The 14,457-nt window shown below is 70.7% G+C and carries 15 protein-coding genes; 9 read left to right on the top strand and 6 right to left on the bottom strand.

Annotation, left to right across the window (positions count from 1 at the left end):
- Positions 1-39: 39 nt before the first annotated feature.
- Genes AB0959_RS25825 through AB0959_RS25815 form a run of 3 tightly spaced genes read right to left on the bottom strand, consistent with a single transcriptional unit; the run spans position 40 to position 2,707 of the window.
- Positions 40-684 (bottom strand): maleylpyruvate isomerase family mycothiol-dependent enzyme, encoded by a 645-nt coding sequence (locus tag AB0959_RS25825; protein ID WP_366828926.1) that lies wholly within the window; start codon positions 682-684, stop codon positions 40-42.
- On the bottom strand, positions 681-1,544 hold the full coding sequence (locus tag AB0959_RS25820; RefSeq protein WP_366828925.1) for a fumarylacetoacetate hydrolase family protein: 864 nt from the start codon (positions 1,542-1,544) through the stop codon (positions 681-683). Before AB0959_RS25820 ends, AB0959_RS25825 begins: the two co-directional genes overlap by 4 nt.
- Complete coding sequence (locus tag AB0959_RS25815; protein WP_366828924.1) at positions 1,541-2,707, bottom strand: cupin domain-containing protein; 1,167 nt, start codon at positions 2,705-2,707, stop codon at positions 1,541-1,543. Before AB0959_RS25815 ends, AB0959_RS25820 begins: the two co-directional genes overlap by 4 nt.
- A gap of 122 nt (positions 2,708-2,829) precedes the next feature.
- Between AB0959_RS25815 and AB0959_RS25810 the strand changes: the two genes are divergently transcribed.
- From AB0959_RS25810 to ppk2, 4 genes are all read left to right on the top strand, one after another.
- A complete protein-coding gene (locus AB0959_RS25810; RefSeq protein ID WP_366828923.1) occupies positions 2,830-3,612 on the top strand; it encodes an IclR family transcriptional regulator in 783 nt (260 codons plus the stop codon).
- Positions 3,613-3,829: 217 nt separating this feature from the next.
- Positions 3,830-4,984, top strand: coding sequence for an inorganic phosphate transporter (locus AB0959_RS25805; protein ID WP_366828922.1), 1,155 nt, complete (start codon positions 3,830-3,832; stop codon positions 4,982-4,984).
- A gap of 17 nt (positions 4,985-5,001) precedes the next feature.
- Positions 5,002-5,235: a hypothetical protein gene (locus AB0959_RS25800; protein ID WP_366828921.1), complete on the top strand. Its 234-nt coding sequence runs from the start codon at positions 5,002-5,004 to the stop codon at positions 5,233-5,235.
- Positions 5,236-5,286: 51 nt separating this feature from the next.
- Complete coding sequence (gene ppk2 / locus AB0959_RS25795; protein WP_366829037.1) at positions 5,287-6,177, top strand: polyphosphate kinase 2; 891 nt, start codon at positions 5,287-5,289, stop codon at positions 6,175-6,177.
- A 135-nt stretch (positions 6,178-6,312) separates the two neighbouring features.
- Here the strand turns inward: ppk2 and AB0959_RS25790 are convergent, their stop codons facing one another.
- Together AB0959_RS25790 and AB0959_RS25785 are read right to left on the bottom strand one after the other, a co-directional pair.
- Positions 6,313-6,939: a substrate-binding domain-containing protein gene (locus AB0959_RS25790; RefSeq protein WP_366828920.1), complete on the bottom strand. Its 627-nt coding sequence runs from the start codon at positions 6,937-6,939 to the stop codon at positions 6,313-6,315.
- A complete protein-coding gene (locus tag AB0959_RS25785; RefSeq protein ID WP_366828919.1) occupies positions 6,936-8,006 on the bottom strand; it encodes a DUF2235 domain-containing protein in 1,071 nt (356 codons plus the stop codon). Before AB0959_RS25785 ends, AB0959_RS25790 begins: the two co-directional genes overlap by 4 nt.
- 169 nt (positions 8,007-8,175) lie before the next feature.
- On the opposite strand from AB0959_RS25785, the gene AB0959_RS25780 reads away from it, so the two are divergent.
- The 4 genes from AB0959_RS25780 (at position 8,176) to AB0959_RS25765 (ending at position 12,170) form a co-directional block, all read left to right on the top strand.
- Complete coding sequence (locus AB0959_RS25780; RefSeq protein ID WP_366828918.1) at positions 8,176-9,342, top strand: caspase family protein; 1,167 nt, start codon at positions 8,176-8,178, stop codon at positions 9,340-9,342.
- A 17-nt stretch (positions 9,343-9,359) separates the two neighbouring features.
- Entirely contained in the window at positions 9,360-10,607 is a 1,248-nt protein-coding gene (locus AB0959_RS25775; RefSeq protein ID WP_366828917.1) for a hypothetical protein, read from the top strand.
- A gap of 44 nt (positions 10,608-10,651) precedes the next feature.
- Positions 10,652-11,692, top strand: a complete 1,041-nt coding sequence (locus AB0959_RS25770) for a hypothetical protein (protein WP_366828916.1) — start codon at positions 10,652-10,654, stop codon at positions 11,690-11,692.
- 115 nt (positions 11,693-11,807) lie between these two features.
- Positions 11,808-12,170, top strand: a complete 363-nt coding sequence (locus tag AB0959_RS25765) for a cupin domain-containing protein (protein ID WP_366828915.1) — start codon at positions 11,808-11,810, stop codon at positions 12,168-12,170.
- A gap of 142 nt (positions 12,171-12,312) precedes the next feature.
- Here AB0959_RS25765 and AB0959_RS25760 read toward each other — a convergent pair whose 3' ends face one another.
- The gene (locus tag AB0959_RS25760; RefSeq protein ID WP_366828914.1) at positions 12,313-13,149 is read right to left on the bottom strand and encodes an EamA family transporter; all 837 of its coding nucleotides are present in this window, start codon (positions 13,147-13,149) and stop codon (positions 12,313-12,315) included.
- A gap of 257 nt (positions 13,150-13,406) precedes the next feature.
- On the opposite strand from AB0959_RS25760, the gene AB0959_RS25755 reads away from it, so the two are divergent.
- The gene (locus AB0959_RS25755; RefSeq protein ID WP_366828913.1) at positions 13,407-14,201 is read left to right on the top strand and encodes an RNA polymerase sigma factor SigF; all 795 of its coding nucleotides are present in this window, start codon (positions 13,407-13,409) and stop codon (positions 14,199-14,201) included.
- Positions 14,202-14,457 lie beyond the last annotated feature (256 nt).

Here is a 14,457-nt window from a genome sequence, read left to right as displayed (position 1 = left end):
GAGCAGAGGGCGATCGATCCATCGGTACCCGAAATCCGCTCACAGCCAGGGCGGCAGGGGCCGGGCGGGGGAGCCGTCGGAGGTCGTCACGCCCGTGCAGGGACGGCCGGCGAGGTACGCGGTGACCTCGGCCGGGCTGCCGTGGACGGCCGGGACGTTCCCCGGGCCACGCCTGGCCAGAACGTCCTCGCGGAGCGCGGCGAGGAACTCCCCGGGCAGGTCCGCGAACCGCACCCCGGTCCCGAGGTCGACGGCGTGCACCATGACCTCCCTGGCGCGCATCCACGGCGTCTCGCCCGCCGGCACGGTCCGCCCCTGGGCGGTGACCACCTCCGCGCGCCACCGCGGCTCGGTCAGCGAGGCCATCGCCTCCGCCAGCGCCCGCGCGGACTCCTCGAACCACGCCGTGAGCCGGTCGCCGGACAGCCCGGCGCCCGACTCGATGTCCGCCAGGCGCTGCTCCGGCGAGCCGTACATGGGAGTGGGCTCACCGGTGCGCGCCCAGTGCACGAGGTTCCCGATCGCCTCGGCGTTGCCGGCGAGATGGGCGACGACGTGCTTGCGGGTCCAGCCGGGCAGGCGCGAGGGCGCGCCGTACGACGTCTCGTCGAGGCCGTCGAGGGCCTTGCGGCACAGGTCGGTGCCCTCGGCGACCCAGGCGAGTGTCGTGGGGAGGTCCCTCATCGCGTCCCCTCCGGGACCACCTCGTTCTCGAGCCGGCCCAGGCCCTCGATCTCGGTCACCACCGTGTCGCCCGGCTGGAGGAAGACGGGCGGCTTGCGGGCGTGACCGACGCCGCCGGGGGTGCCCGTGGCGATGATGTCGCCAGGGTTGAGCCGGATCATCGTGGAGACGTAGCGGACCAGGTCGACGGGGTCGAAGAGCAGGTCACCGGTGTTGTCCTGCTGCATCACACGACCGTTCACCTCGCAGCGTACGCCGAGCGCGGGTCGCGGGCCGCCGGCCTCGTCCGCCGTGACGAGGTACGGGCCGAGCGGCGTGGTGGAGTCCCAGTTCTTGCCCTGGAGCCACTCCCGGGTACGGAACTGCCAGTCACGGCAGGTGATGTCGTTGAGCACCGTGAAGCCCGCGACGGCCGCTTCCGCCTCCGCCTCGTCCGCGCGCCGCACCTGCCTGCCGACGACGACGGCCAGTTCGGCCTCCCAGTCGAACGCCTCCGTCTCGACCGGGCGCCGGATGGCGTCGTGGGCGCCGATGAGGGTGTCGGCGAACTTGCAGAAGAGGGTGGGGTATTCGGGCAGGTCGCGGCCCATTTCCTTGATGTGGTTCCGGTAGTTCAGGCCGACGCACACCACCTTGCCGGGACGCGGGACCAGGGGGGCGAACACCGCGTCGGCGGCGGAGTGCCGGGGACCGTCGGCGGTCGCGGCGGCCGTGAGCCCGCCGGGGGAGGCGAGGACGGCGCCCACGTCGGGCAGACCGAGGTCGATCAGGGAGTCGCCCTCGACGCGGACGGCGGTGGTACGGCCACCAGGGTCACCGAGCGCTCCGGGTTCACCGAAACGGATCGTTGCGAGCTTCACGTGTGCTTCTCCTCGATGGGGCCGACGTGCGTGCGGAACAGGTTGAGCTTGGCCAGGATCGGCGCGTCGCCGAACTGGAACAGGTCGAGCGCACCGGAGTCGGAGTCGGATCCGGACGCCTCGGACCGGATCGACAGGGGCTGCCACGACGGGACCACGAACACGTCGCCGCGCTGGACCTGCCACGAGCAGTCGCCCACGGTCACCCGGCCCGAACCGTCGAACACCTGGTAGACCGACGATCCCGTCTCCCGGCGAGGCGCCGTCTCCGCGCCGCGGACAACGCGGTGGAACTGGGCGCGGATGGTCGGCAGGACGTCGCCGGCGGTGGTGGGGTTGGTGTAGCGGACCAGGGCGTGTCCGGGTTCGACGGTGCCGGGGTGGCCCGCGCGCTCCAGCGCCAGCTGGTCGGTCAGGGCGGCGTCGGTGTCCTCCCAGCGGTAGCGCAGCAGCGGGGTGCCCTCGGTGGGCCCGAACCTCGAGACCGGCGCGAGCCCGGGGTGGCCCCAGAGCCGTTCGGAGCGCGAGCGGTCGGGTGTCCGGTGCTCCTCGCCGGACAGCTCGTCGCGGCCGAGATCGAAGAACTGTGCCTCGATGTCGTACTGGAAGGGGATGTCGAGGCCGTCGATCCAGGCCATGGGCCGGTCGGCGGCGTTGTGGTGGGCGTGCCAGTTCATCCCGGCCTGCGGCAGGAAGTCACCGCGGCGCATGGGCACCGGATCGCGTCCCACGACCGTCCACACGCCGTCGCCCTCGACGACGAACCGGAAGGCGTTCTGGGTGTGCCGGTGTTCGGGCGCGTTCTCGCCGGGCATCAGGTACTGGATGGCGGCCCACAGCGTGGGCGTGGCGTACGGCCTGCCGCCGAGGCTCGGGTTGGCCAGAGCGATGGCACGCCGCTCGCCGCCACGGCCGACGGGCACGAGGTCGCCGGCGCGGGCGGCCAGGTCCAGCAGCGTCTTCCACTCCCACCGGTGCGGCAGCGCCCTGGACTTCGGATGCTCGGGCATCAGGTCGCCGATCCGGGTCCACAGCGGAACCAGCAGGGCCTTCTCGAAGCCCCGGTAGAGCTCCTCCAGCTCGGGGGTCACCGGCGGCTGGTCCGGCCCGTCCTCGGCGGTCAGCGAGACGGGCGAGACGATGTTCGGCTCTTGGACGGTCATACGGGAACCGTGCGCCGTACGCCTCTTTCTGGAACAGTGGATTCTGCTCAGCAGAACAGCGAGGGGCCAGAGCTTCAGAGCTTCAGAACAGCCGAAGACGGGTCCGGGGAGGGGCGGTCGCGATGGCCAGGTCGATGAAGAACCCGCCGGCGTACGGCGTGACGAGCGTGGACCACGCGCTGCAGCTGGCCGTGATCCTGCAGGTCGAGGGAGCGCTCACGGTGTCCGAGGCGGCCCGGCGGCTCGGTGTGGCGCGCTCCAGCGCCCACCGTCTGCTCTCCACGCTCGTGTACCGGGACTTCGCCGTCCAGAACGAGGACCGCAGTTACCGCGCCGGCCCCGTCCTGGAGATCGCGGCCAAGGCCCAGTCGAACGTCGGGGCCGTCCGGGCCGCGGCCCTCGGCCCGCTCAGGACGCTGGTCGACACGCTCGACGAGACGGCGAACGTCAGCATCCGCACCGGCCGGACCGCACGGTTCATCGCGTCGGTCGAGTGCGGGCGGGCGCTGAGGGTGGGCAGCCGTGAGGGCATGGTGTTCCCCGCCCACCAGGTCAGCGGTGGCCTCGTCATGCTGGCGCGCCTCAGCGACGACGAACTGACCGCGCTGTACGCACCCGCCCCCGCCGACGGGTCCGAGGAACGTCCGGACCTCATGGAACTGCGCGCCGAACTCCGCGCGGTCAGGCAGAGCGGTGTGGCCCTCAACCTCGAGCGTTCGGAACGGGGCGTCGTGGCCCTCGGGCGCGGCGTGACCGACGCCGAGGGACACACGGTCGCGGCCGTGTCGGTCGCCATGCCCAGCGTGCGGTACTCACCGCACAGGGTGCAGGAGATCGTCGCGGCCCTGACCACGGCGGCGGAGGCGATCTCCACCGCGCTGGCGAGGAAACGCCGGACGGGCTGAACACTCAGCCCGTCCGGCGTTTGAGGACGTGGCCGTCAGGCCGATGGGGGGTACGGGGGCGCAGCCCCTGGGGGGACGGGAATGGGTAGGGGCGGCGGGGGCGAGACCCCCGCTGTCCCGGCGCGCTTCGCAACTCTTGCAAGTTCATTCCCTTCGGCATGCCCGATCTTTGCCTGCGGTTCGCCCGTTGTATGAAAGCGCTCGCTTCCATCGAGAAATGGACCACATCACGTTCCTCGTGGCGGTCGTCATCGTCACGGCGCTGGCCTTCGATTTCACCAACGGGTTTCACGACACTGCGAACGCGATGGCCACGTCCATCGCCACGGGCGCGCTCAAACCCAGAACGGCGGTCCTGATCAGCGGAGTTCTGAACGTGGTGGGAGCGTTCCTGTCGACCGAGGTGGCGAAGACGATCTCGGGCGGCATCGTGGACGACACACTGGTCAGTCCAGCGATGATCTTCGCGGGGCTGGTCGGTGCGATCCTGTGGAATCTGCTGACGTGGTTGCTGGGGCTCCCGTCCAGTTCCTCCCACGCCCTGTTCGGCGGTCTGATCGGCGCCGTGTGGGTGGGCGCCGGCTCAGGCGGCGTGCACTTCGACAAGGTGGTCGAGAAGATCCTCGTCCCGGCCGTCGCCTCACCGCTCGTGGCCGGCGTCGCGGCTCTGCTGGCCACCTACCTCGCGTACAGGCTCACCGCCCGTGCCCGTAAGGAGTCCGTGACCAAGGGCTTCAAGGCCGGGCAGATCGCCTCCGCCTCACTGGTCTCGCTGGCACACGGTACGAACGACGCGCAGAAGACGATGGGCGTCATCACTCTGACGCTGATCTCGGCGGGCGCGCTGGGCCACGACGCCGGTCCGCCGGTCTGGGTGATCGCGTCCGCGGGCCTCTCCATCGGCCTCGGCACCTACCTGGGTGGCTGGCGCATCATCCGCACCATGGGCAAGGGCCTGACCGACATCCAGTCCCCGCAGGGCTTCGCGGCCGAGGCCGCCTCGACGACCGTGATCCTCACCTCCGCCCACCTCGGCTTCGCGCTGTCCACCACCCAGGTGTGCTCCGGAGGCATCCTCGGCGCGGGCCTCGGCCGGCGCCTGGCGGAGGTGCGGTGGGGAATGGCCGGCCGTATGGTGATCGCCTGGCTGGTCACCCTGCCCGCGGCGGCGCTGGTGGGCGGGGTCTCGGCGAGCGTCGTCAAGCACGGCGGGAACCTCGGCACCGCGGTCATCGCCCTGGCGGCCCTCGCCGTCGCCACCGGCATCGTGTTCGCGTCGCGCCGCAACCCCGTACACGCGCACAACGTCAACGACACCCACGAGGTCACCCTCCGCAACGCCGCGCCCGCGGACGTGCGTACGGCCGCCTGAACCAGGAGAGTCAAGCGATGCATCTGGACTGGACCGCTCTCGGCGAAGTGGCCGCGGTGAGTACGGGAGTGACCGTCGGCGTGGTCGTCGTCTTCGCTCTCGGCGTGCTGGGCCTCGCCCGGTTCGAGGAGGCGCGCACGGACGGCGGCGGCGCCCACGCCCTCGGCCTCGCCCAGGCCGCGCTGTGCTTCGTGGCGTGCGCGGCGGTGGTGGCGTACGGGATCTATCTGATCGTGCCGCAGTTCCACTGACTCGTCTCGCTTGCCCTGGACAACCTCTGAACCCTGGAGATGACGCCGACTATGACCGAACTGCTGTCGGGACTGCGGGTCGACTACACCGACCAGGACGACCCGGTGCTGATCCGTCCCGACGGCAGCCCGGTCGACACCTGGCGGGAGAACTACCCGTACGAGCAGCGCATGGATCGCCCGGAGTACGAGTGGTACAAGCGGCTGCAGCAGATCGAACTGCTGAAGCTGCAGAGCTGGATCAAGGAGACCGGCCGGCGGCTCGTCATCGTCTTCGAGGGCCGTGACGCGGCCGGCAAGGGCGGCACGATCAAACGCTTCACCGAGCACCTCAACCCGCGCGGCGCCCGCGTCGTGGCGCTGGAGAAGCCGACCGAGCGCGAGCGCGGCCAGTGGTACTTCCAGCGGTACGTCGAGCACCTGCCGACCGAGGGCGAGATCGTGCTGTTCGACCGGTCCTGGTACAACCGGGCGGGTGTCGAGCGGGTGATGGGCTTCTGCTCGGACGACGAGTACCGCCGCTTCATGCGTCAGGCGCCCGCCTTCGAGCGGATGCTCGTGGACGACGGCGTGGACCTGGTCAAGTTCTGGTTCTCGGTGTCGCAGGGTGAGCAGCGCACCCGTTTCACGATCCGTCAGGTCGACCCCGTACGGCAGTGGAAGCTCAGCCCCATGGACCTGGCCTCGCTGGACCGCTGGGACGACTACACCGCCGCCAAGGTCGCCATGTTCCGTGAGACGGACACCGACCAGGCGCCCTGGACCGTGGTCAAGAGCAACGACAAGAAGCGGGCCCGCGTCGAGGCCATGCGCAGTGTGCTGGCCCGCTTCGACTACACCGACAAGGACGATGAGGTCGTCGGCGCCCCCGATCCACGGATCATCGGCGCCGCGGCCAACCTCCTGGAGGCGGGAGAGGACGACACCGGGGACGGCCGCTGACCGGTATCCGACGGACGCGGCCTGCCGGGCTCAGTCGAACAAGGAGACGGTCGATCCGGTCGGCCGCCCACCGGCCCGCCCGCTGAGCCTCGGCCCTGGCGGGCCGTGCTCAGAGCGGGAACGGGCCGGTGGGCGTCACGTCGACGCACGGACGATCAGTTCCGGTACGACCCACGCGCCCTCTCCCACCGCGGGCTCCTTGCCTTCGAGCATCTGAGCCACCTGTTCGACGGCGAGGCGGCCGACCTGGCGCTTGTCGATGCACAGGGTGCTCAGTGCCGGCTCGACCAGTTCACCCGGGGTCAGCCCGTCGACGCCGAGGAAGGCGATGTCCTCGGGCACTCGCAGGCCGCGTCGGCGAGCGGCACGCATGCCACCGATCGCGACGAGGTCGTTGCAGCCGACGACGGCGGTCACGTCCGGATGCCGCTCCAGCAGTTCTTCAAGGGCCTGTTCCCCTCCCGCCAGGGTGTGGCCGCCGCACAGGACGAGCCAGTCCGGACCCACCGGCAGTCCGTGAGCCCGTGCCTCGGCGAGGAAGTAGTCGCCACGAGGGCTGCGCGTTCCCGGCAGCGCGCAGTCCAGCATGCCGATCCGCCGGTGTCCGCGTTCCGTCAGATGGGCCACGCCCTGCCGCATGTCGGCCGCGAAGTCGATGCCCACCGACCCGAACCGGGTCTGGTCCGGTGCCCGTTCGAGGAGCACGACCGGCAGGCCGGAGGAACGGGGTCCGGGGCGGAGCCCCGGGGGTGGGGGGATCAACCGTGCGCCACCAGCCAGTCCTTGTCCGACCAGGTCACCGTGCCGGGAATGCGCGCCCCGTACGCCGGATCCCTCTCCACTCGCGCTCCGACGCTCGCGTGCACGTGCGCATCAAGCGGCAGGTGACGGCGCCGGAAGGTGAGCAGGGCCCAGACCCCGCCCGGGCGGTGTTTCCTGCCGAAGGCGTACTCGGGGGCGAGCCCCAGTTCGTGGGCGTACGCGCCGGGCTTCAGCAGGAGGTCCGCGTCGAGGGCGCCGTCCACCACCCACTTGAGGGCGATGGTGGCGAGCCGTGGGTCGTCCTCGAAGGTCCCGCCGACGTCGGAGTGCACCCCGGCGAACCACACCTGCTCGACCGAGTCGGGCACGGGTCGTTCCGTGTCGCCCGAGGTGACCAGGTACTCCCGGTAAGGTCTGCGCTTCTCGTCGATGGACACGGCGTGGCGGACCCGGCGGACGTTCGGGATGCGGCGGGTGTACAGCCAGTGCAGGTTCCACCGCAGGATGCCCGCCGCCTTCACGGAGTCCCAGATGCCCAGGTATTCCACCGGAATCGCGGAACGCCCGTCCGTGGACTGGCAGAACGCCCTGGTGAAACGGTGGAGTTGGTCCCAGTCGTCCTGCGCCCAGTCCTTGTTCTTGGCGTACACGGACACGGCGTACGGGACGAGGTTCTCCATGCCCGGCCGCATCAGCCCGACCGCCCTGAGCATGCCCACGAGCGCACGGGCCGTGTACGCGCCGCGGCTGAATCCGAAGACGTGGATGCGGTCGCCCGGTTCGTAGTGCCGCATCAGATACGTGTACGCCTCGGCCAGGTTGGTCTTCAGGCCCGAGCCGAAGGCGAGGCCGAAGAGCTTGGACAGGGCGCGGCTGACGGGCGTCCAGGCGGCGGCCGCCGAGAACGTGCCGACACCGGGGTCGTAGTAGGCGATCTGCCGCTCGGGGTCGGAGAGGTCCAGCATCTCGAAGAGCCGGACCACATTCGTGTTCCCTTTCGCCTTCAACTGGTTTCCCGTGCCGTCCAGACAGATCACGAGATTTCTTCCGACAGGTGCCTCGGTCATGGCGAACCCCAGTTGAAATCGGTCCTTTTAGTTCGCTTCCTAAGCCGCCGAATCGCTTCTTTAACGGCCTATCAGGACACATCTTTCTCTACGGAATATAGTAAGAGAAATGCTGCTCTGTGCGCAGGTTCCAGCACAGCGGCATCGCAGGGGAACCACCGGAGGATCCATGGCCGGTTCCGTGATCCATCTCGACGGCGACGCCGGCCCTCCGTGCACCCACGCGCTGGTCATCGGCGTCGGCAAGTACCCACGGCTGGCCGGGGGCCAGGCACCGGTCGCGGACCCCGACGGCATGCGGCAGCTCAGCTCGCCTCCCGTCTCGGCGCGCGCCTTCGCGAACTGGCTGCTCGCCGAGTACCACGATCCGCTCAAGCCGCTCGGCAGCGTCGCCCTGCTGCTGAGCGAGGACCAGCCGGCCCCGTACGTGAACCCCCGGACCCGGTCACCCCACGATGTCGACGTCGCCACGATCGGCAACATCCTGGAGGCGGTCAAGCAGTGGTACGACCGCGGGAACAGTCACATCGACAACCGTCTCGTCTTCTACTTCTGCGGACACGGAATATCGCAGGGAGAGGACATGTCGCTGCTGGCCGCCGACATCTTCGAGGACGAGCACAACCCGCTCAACGGCGCCCTCGACTTCGCGGGCCTGATGAACGGGCTCAAACGCTGCAAGGCCACCCAACAGGTGTTCTTCGTGGACGCCTGCCGCTCCAACTCCGATGTCCTCATCGAGAGTTCGGGCACGCGATTCGCCGGGCAGCTGCCGCTCGGGGCGGGCACCCGTCCACTGGAACTGCCGCGGCGGTTCCACATCCCGTACTACGCCACGCTGGCCGGGGATCAGTCGCACGCGCGCCCCGGGCAGGTGAGCCTGTTCACGGAGGCCCTGCTCAGGAGCCTCGCCGGCGCGGCGAGCGACGACCCCGAGGGCGACTGGCGGGTCAACACCTCCCATCTGTTGGAGGCGATCGACCACTTCCTGCACCAGCCCTGCTTCGCCGGCGCCGTCGCGGGCGTCCAGGTCCCCTCGGTCGGCGAACTCCCCGTGTTCGTCCTCCACCAGTTGCCCGGCCCGCCGGTCGTTCCGGTGTACGTGGGCTGCGAGCCCGCCCAGGACAACGCCGAGGCCGAGTTCGTGTGCAGCGAGGGCGGCTGCGAACGGCTGCGCCGGGCGTTGGCAGACGTGGACGACACCGACCCGGAGAGCGAGTGGGCCATCGAACTGCGCACCGGTACCTACGACTTCGAGGCGCGGCTCGGCGACCACGTGCTGACCAAGTCCGTCACCGTACGGCCCGTGTTCCGACGTGTGCACCTGGAGACATGATGAGCGCCGGCCTCAGCGTGACTGTCGCGCTGAACCTCCACGAACCCGATCTTTCCGACGGGGCGAAGATCGTCGGCAGCATCTACCCGTCCGCCGGAGGCCGGGCCGCCCACCGCAACGTCCTCTTCCCGTGCGGGACCTCGGCACCGCCGGCCCGGTACGAGGTCGACGCCGGCCACTACGTCGTCTCGGCGACGCTGCCCTCCGGCATCGTGCTCTCCAAGGACGTCGAGGCACCCGAGGGCGCGGAGACCTCCGTGACACTCCGCTCCGGCCGGTCGCCGTACGAGTCGCACTCCTGGCAGTACCTCATGGGCAACATCGAGCCCTACGAGGCGTATCACGACGACAAGTCCGTCCCGGTGCCCCGCTCCCGTGGATCGCGCTCCGTGTCGAGCGGCATCGAACAGGCGGCGTGGGTCGGCGATCCGACGGCCGCCGGCTGGCACTTCCCCCACACGCTCGCCCTGTCCGACCGGCGTGTCAGGGAGCCGGCCGCGCTGGACATCGCACGGTCCGTGCCGCACTCCGTCCCCAGCCTCGATCTCGGCGACCCGGCCTCCCGGCTCTACCGCTTCGGCCCGCACGGCCCGGTCGACGAGCGGGGCGAGCCCACGTTCCGCGAGCCCACGGGGCGCCGCCAGTTCCTCGTCGTCTCCCTGGACGACGTCGAGTACCTGGTCACCCTTCCGGTGCCGTGGGGCTCCGCACAGGTCGAGGTGCTCGTCAACGAGCGGCAGAGCCCCACCGGCAGCGCCGTCTCCGTGACGGTGCGCGACCGCCGCGTCGGGCCCGCCCTGGGGTACATGGCCCGCGGTGCCTTCGACGCGGCCGCGACGCTCGTCCGGGACGCGGAGTCCATGCTCTACGGCGAGATGGGGAACCCGCTGGCCGCCGTGGCCGGGGCGTACGTCCTGGTCGGCAGCGAGCTGACGGAGGAGCCGCAGCGCTGGGACCCGTGGCTCGACCGGCTCCGCAGCGGGTTCGACTGGTTCAGCGACGGATCGGTGCTGTGGGCGATGCGGCACCTGCGCCGGGCGCACACCGAGAGGGAGCGGTGGGAGGCGCGGGACGCGCTCGTGGAGGCCTTCGACCGTGGCGTGCCCCTGTTCACCCTGGGCCTGAGCCGGCTCATCCACGGGCTCGCCGAGTTCCCCTACGACCTGGAGTGCGCGCACCGCTTCAACGACGCCCGCAGGCTGTCGTACCACGTCGACACGCGGGAACCGTTCGTGATCGTGGCACTCAGGGGGAGGCAGCAGTGATCAGGCGGGGGGCGACGAGGGGGGATGATCCCGGTGAGGCAGCGATGATCAGGTTCACGATGATGCCCGGCGAGGACGGCGACTGCCTCCTCCTGCAGTACGGCGACGACACCTTCGTGCACCGCGTCCTGGTCGACGGGGGCCGCACGGGCACGTACCCGCGCGTCAAGCCGACGCTCGCCGCTCTGGACGGGCTCGTCGACGTCCTCGTCGTCACCCATGTCGACCAGGACCACATCCTGGGCGTGCTCGCGCTGATGGCCGACCCCGACCGGCCGGTGGAGTTCGGGGACGTGTGGTTCAACGGCTTCGACCACCTCCTCGACACCGAGGGGTTCGGAGCCCAGGACGGCGAGAAGCTCACCAGCACCCTCCTGACGGGACAGGCGCCGTGGAACGACGCCTTCGGCGGGCGCGGCGTCGAGGTCGGTCGGCCGCTCGGCTGGTTCGACGACGGGTCCACGCTGGACGTGCTCTCGCCCGACCGGGGGCAGCTGGAGCGGCTGGCCCCCGTCTGGGTCAAGGAGTGCGCCCGGCACGGCCTCATCCCGGGCCGTGACCCCGACGAACTCCCGCCCGTCCCCGGCTTCGAGCAGTTCGGCGGGGTGGACGTCGACCAGCTCGCCGCGTCCCCGTTCAAGCCGGACACGTCGAAGACGAACCTCACGAGCATCGGCCTGCTCTTCGAGTACGAGGGGCGGCGGCTCGTCCTCACCGGCGACGCGGACGACCGCCGGCTCGTGGCGTCGCTGCGGCCCCGGGCCGAGGCCGAGGGCGGACGCCTCCACGTGGACGCCCTCAAGGTCGCCCACCACGGCAGCGGCCACAACCTCTCCAACGAACTGCTCGGGCTGCTGGACTGCGACCGCTACCTCATCTCCACGAGCGGCGCCCGGCACGCCCACCCCGACGACATCGCCATGGCCCGCATCCTCAAGCACGGCGGCTCCGAGAAGGAGATCGTCTTCAACTACCGCGACCGTGCCGCGACGTGGAACGTGGAGGCGCTCAAGGACCGCTTCGGCTACACGGTGACGGCACCGGGGCCGGACGAGGACGACGGGTTCGTCAGCCTGGATCTGTGAGGTCCCCGGGACCGTACGGGGGACACCGGCCGCCGCTGTCCCCCGGATGGCACCGCCGGTTTGACAGGCGGACGATGGAGAGAGAACCCGAACGGCCGGAACGGAGGGAGCCGTCATGATCGAGGCGAAAATGGTCGGCAAGCCCGACGAGCGGCGCGATTACCCGCGCGGCCACCTGGAGGCGGTCCACCTGACCGGACTCGACTTCGCCGTGGCCACCTTCGAGCCCGGCTGGCGCTGGACGGAGTCCGTGGCCCCGATCGTGGGCACCGAGAGCTGCCAGGTGCACCACAACGGATACATCGTCCAGGGGCGCATGCGCGTTCGCATGGACGACGGCGAGGAGGCCGAGCTCGAAGCCGGCGAGGCCTACGTCGTCCCGCCCGGACACGACGCCTGGGTCGTCGGTGACGAACAGTGCGTGGTGTACGACTTCGCGGGCGGCATGGCGAAGGACTACGCCAGGTCGAAGGAATAGTCCGACACGTACGAAGTCGTCGGGGGAGCGGCCCGGCACATACGAAACCGTCGGGGGAGCGGCCCGACACGGGGGCAGCCGTCGCGGGAAGGGCCCGACCGCAACCGCGAGGCGACGGGCGCGGGGCGGCCCTGGCCCTCGGTCACCCGAGCGTCAGCAGGACGATCGCCGCCGCGGCGCTCGCCAGGCCGACCGCCTGGCCACGCGACACCCGCTCGCCCAGCAGGGTCACGCCGAGGAGGGTGGGGACCGCCGGGTACAGGGAGGCCAGGACGACGGCGAGAGCGAGTATCTGCCGCTGGGCCGCCCACAGGTACAGGATGAGCCCGAGGGCGGCGCCCGCACCGATCGCGAGGGCCTTGCCCCAGGCCTCCGGCGGCTGCCGGAACCGCGGCGCGTGCCGACGGGCGTTCGGTAACAGCAGGAGCACGGCGGCCAGCCGCCCCGCGGCCACGGGCCACACCCCGCTCGCCGCGCCCGCCTGGGCCAGGCCTATGTACTGCACGGCCACCCCGAGGCTGGCGAGGAGCCCGTCCACCGGCACCCGTGCCGTGCCCTCGGCGCGGGCGCCCGTGCCGCCGGACACCAGCCACAGCGCCGGCACCGTGACGCAGATGCCCAGCCACGCCACCAGGGTGGGCCGGTCCCCGAGGAAGAGGACACCGCACACCACGGACAGCGCCACTCCCGTGACGGCGCTCACCGGCACCACGACGCTCATGCTCCCGCGGCTCAGCCCACGGTTGAGGAAGTGCATCGCCACACCGCTGCCCACCCCCGACACCGCCCCCCACAGCAGGTCCGCGGACCGCATCTGCGCCGCCGGGACGAGCAGCGCGATCCCGACCGCCAGGACCAGCCCGCCGACCTGTCCCAGGAAGCTCACCACGGCGAAGTGGACCCGGCGGGACAGCACCCCGCCCGCGAAGTCGACGACGCCGTACACGACCGCCGACGCCAGCGCGAGGAGAGCACCCATCCGGGGTGGGTTCCCCGGGCCGGACGGGAGAACCCACCGCTTCGTCCGCCGGCGTACGAGCGAACCCCCCGCCCGGCAGGCGATTAGTCCTCATTGTTTCGTTCAGGCTGAAAGAGGGAAATGACTGTTTAGTGCTTCGGACAGGAGGCACGTCCGTGGGAGCTGGCGCGCCAGGCCCCGGGTGTCTCCCGTACGGTTCGAATGCGCGCCCTCCCATGGTGACTGCCTGGTCACTCTTGGAGGGAGATGCGACGCGCATGCGCATCACCGTCAGAACGAAGCAACACCCACACGACGACGCCCCCGACACAGCCGAGGCGTTCGAGAGGCTCTGGACGCTCGAGGACGGGCCGGAGCGCCAGGCGTTGCGCGACGAGATCGTCCAGGCGTGGCTGCCCATGGCCGAGCGGATCGCCGTCCGGTTCCGGGGGCGGGGCGAGTCCCTCGAAGACCTCTGCCAGGTGGCGGCGCTCGGCCTCGTCAAGGCCGTCGACCGGTACGACCCGGTGCGGGGCAACGCCTTCGAGAGCTACGCCGTCCCCACCATCACCGGCGAGATCAAGCGGCACTTCCGCGACCACATGTGGGTCCTGCACGTGCCACGCCGCGTCCAGGACCTGCGCAACCGGGTGCGCTCGGCGTCCAAGGACCTCTCGCAGGAGGTCTCCGGGCACAGCCCGACCGTCGCCGAGATCGCCGAGTACGCCCACCTCAGCGAGGAGGACGTGCTCGTCGGCATGGAGGCCCTGGACTGCTTCAGCACGCTCTCGCTGGACGCCGAGCTCCAGGGCAGCGACGACGGGTTCTCACTCGGTGACGCCCTCGGCGGTCCGGACCTCGGCTTCGATCTCGTCATCGACCGCGAGTCCGTCAAGCCGTGCCTGCGCGCGCTCCCCGAACGCGAGCGCACCATCCTCTACCTGCGGTTCTTCCGCGGAATGACGCAGAGCTGCATCGCGCAGCAGCTCGGTATCTCCCAGATGCACGTCTCCCGGCTGATCAGCGGCTGCTGCGCCCGTCTGCGGGACGAGATGCTCACCGAGCCCGTGTGATCGTGAGGCAGCCGGGTGTCCTCGATCCGGCCGCCCGGTCGAGAGACCTCGACCGGGCGGCCGGACGGCGAGCTCACTGTCGAACCCTCCCGGGACGGGTTCGTCAGAAGGATGCCTCAACGCTTCGAACTAACCAGGATGAAGCGGCTGAAACGCGTCGGGGTGGCCCGGGCGACGCCGACGCGGTTGAGGGGGGCCCGCTCACTATACCTGGCGCGGGGTGGGCGGCACCGGGGAAAGGGGCGGTGCGGATGGG

The sequence above is a fragment of the Streptomyces sp. NPDC046862 genome, assembly GCF_040704615.1.
In the GTDB taxonomy this organism is placed as follows: Bacteria; Actinomycetota; Actinomycetes; order Streptomycetales; family Streptomycetaceae; genus Streptomyces.
This window is presented reverse-complemented; position numbering and strand designations above follow the sequence as displayed.

Coding starts and splice junctions, on each gene's coding strand:
- AB0959_RS25800 (WP_366828921.1), top strand. CDS start 5,002: ATGCATCTGGACTGGACCGCTCTCGGCGAAGTGGCCGCGGTGAGTACG.
- AB0959_RS25825 (WP_366828926.1), bottom strand. CDS start 684: ATGAGGGACCTCCCCACGACACTCGCCTGGGTCGCCGAGGGCACCGAC.
- AB0959_RS25755 (WP_366828913.1), top strand. CDS start 13,407: ATGCGCATCACCGTCAGAACGAAGCAACACCCACACGACGACGCCCCC.
- AB0959_RS25780 (WP_366828918.1), top strand. CDS start 8,176: ATGGCCGGTTCCGTGATCCATCTCGACGGCGACGCCGGCCCTCCGTGC.
- AB0959_RS25765 (WP_366828915.1), top strand. CDS start 11,808: ATGATCGAGGCGAAAATGGTCGGCAAGCCCGACGAGCGGCGCGATTAC.
- AB0959_RS25805 (WP_366828922.1), top strand. CDS start 3,830: ATGGACCACATCACGTTCCTCGTGGCGGTCGTCATCGTCACGGCGCTG.
- AB0959_RS25785 (WP_366828919.1), bottom strand. CDS start 8,006: ATGACCGAGGCACCTGTCGGAAGAAATCTCGTGATCTGTCTGGACGGC.
- AB0959_RS25760 (WP_366828914.1), bottom strand. CDS start 13,149: ATGGGTGCTCTCCTCGCGCTGGCGTCGGCGGTCGTGTACGGCGTCGTC.
- AB0959_RS25810 (WP_366828923.1), top strand. CDS start 2,830: ATGGCCAGGTCGATGAAGAACCCGCCGGCGTACGGCGTGACGAGCGTG.
- AB0959_RS25770 (WP_366828916.1), top strand. CDS start 10,652: ATGATCAGGTTCACGATGATGCCCGGCGAGGACGGCGACTGCCTCCTC.
- AB0959_RS25815 (WP_366828924.1), bottom strand. CDS start 2,707: ATGACCGTCCAAGAGCCGAACATCGTCTCGCCCGTCTCGCTGACCGCC.
- ppk2 (WP_366829037.1), top strand. CDS start 5,287: ATGACCGAACTGCTGTCGGGACTGCGGGTCGACTACACCGACCAGGAC.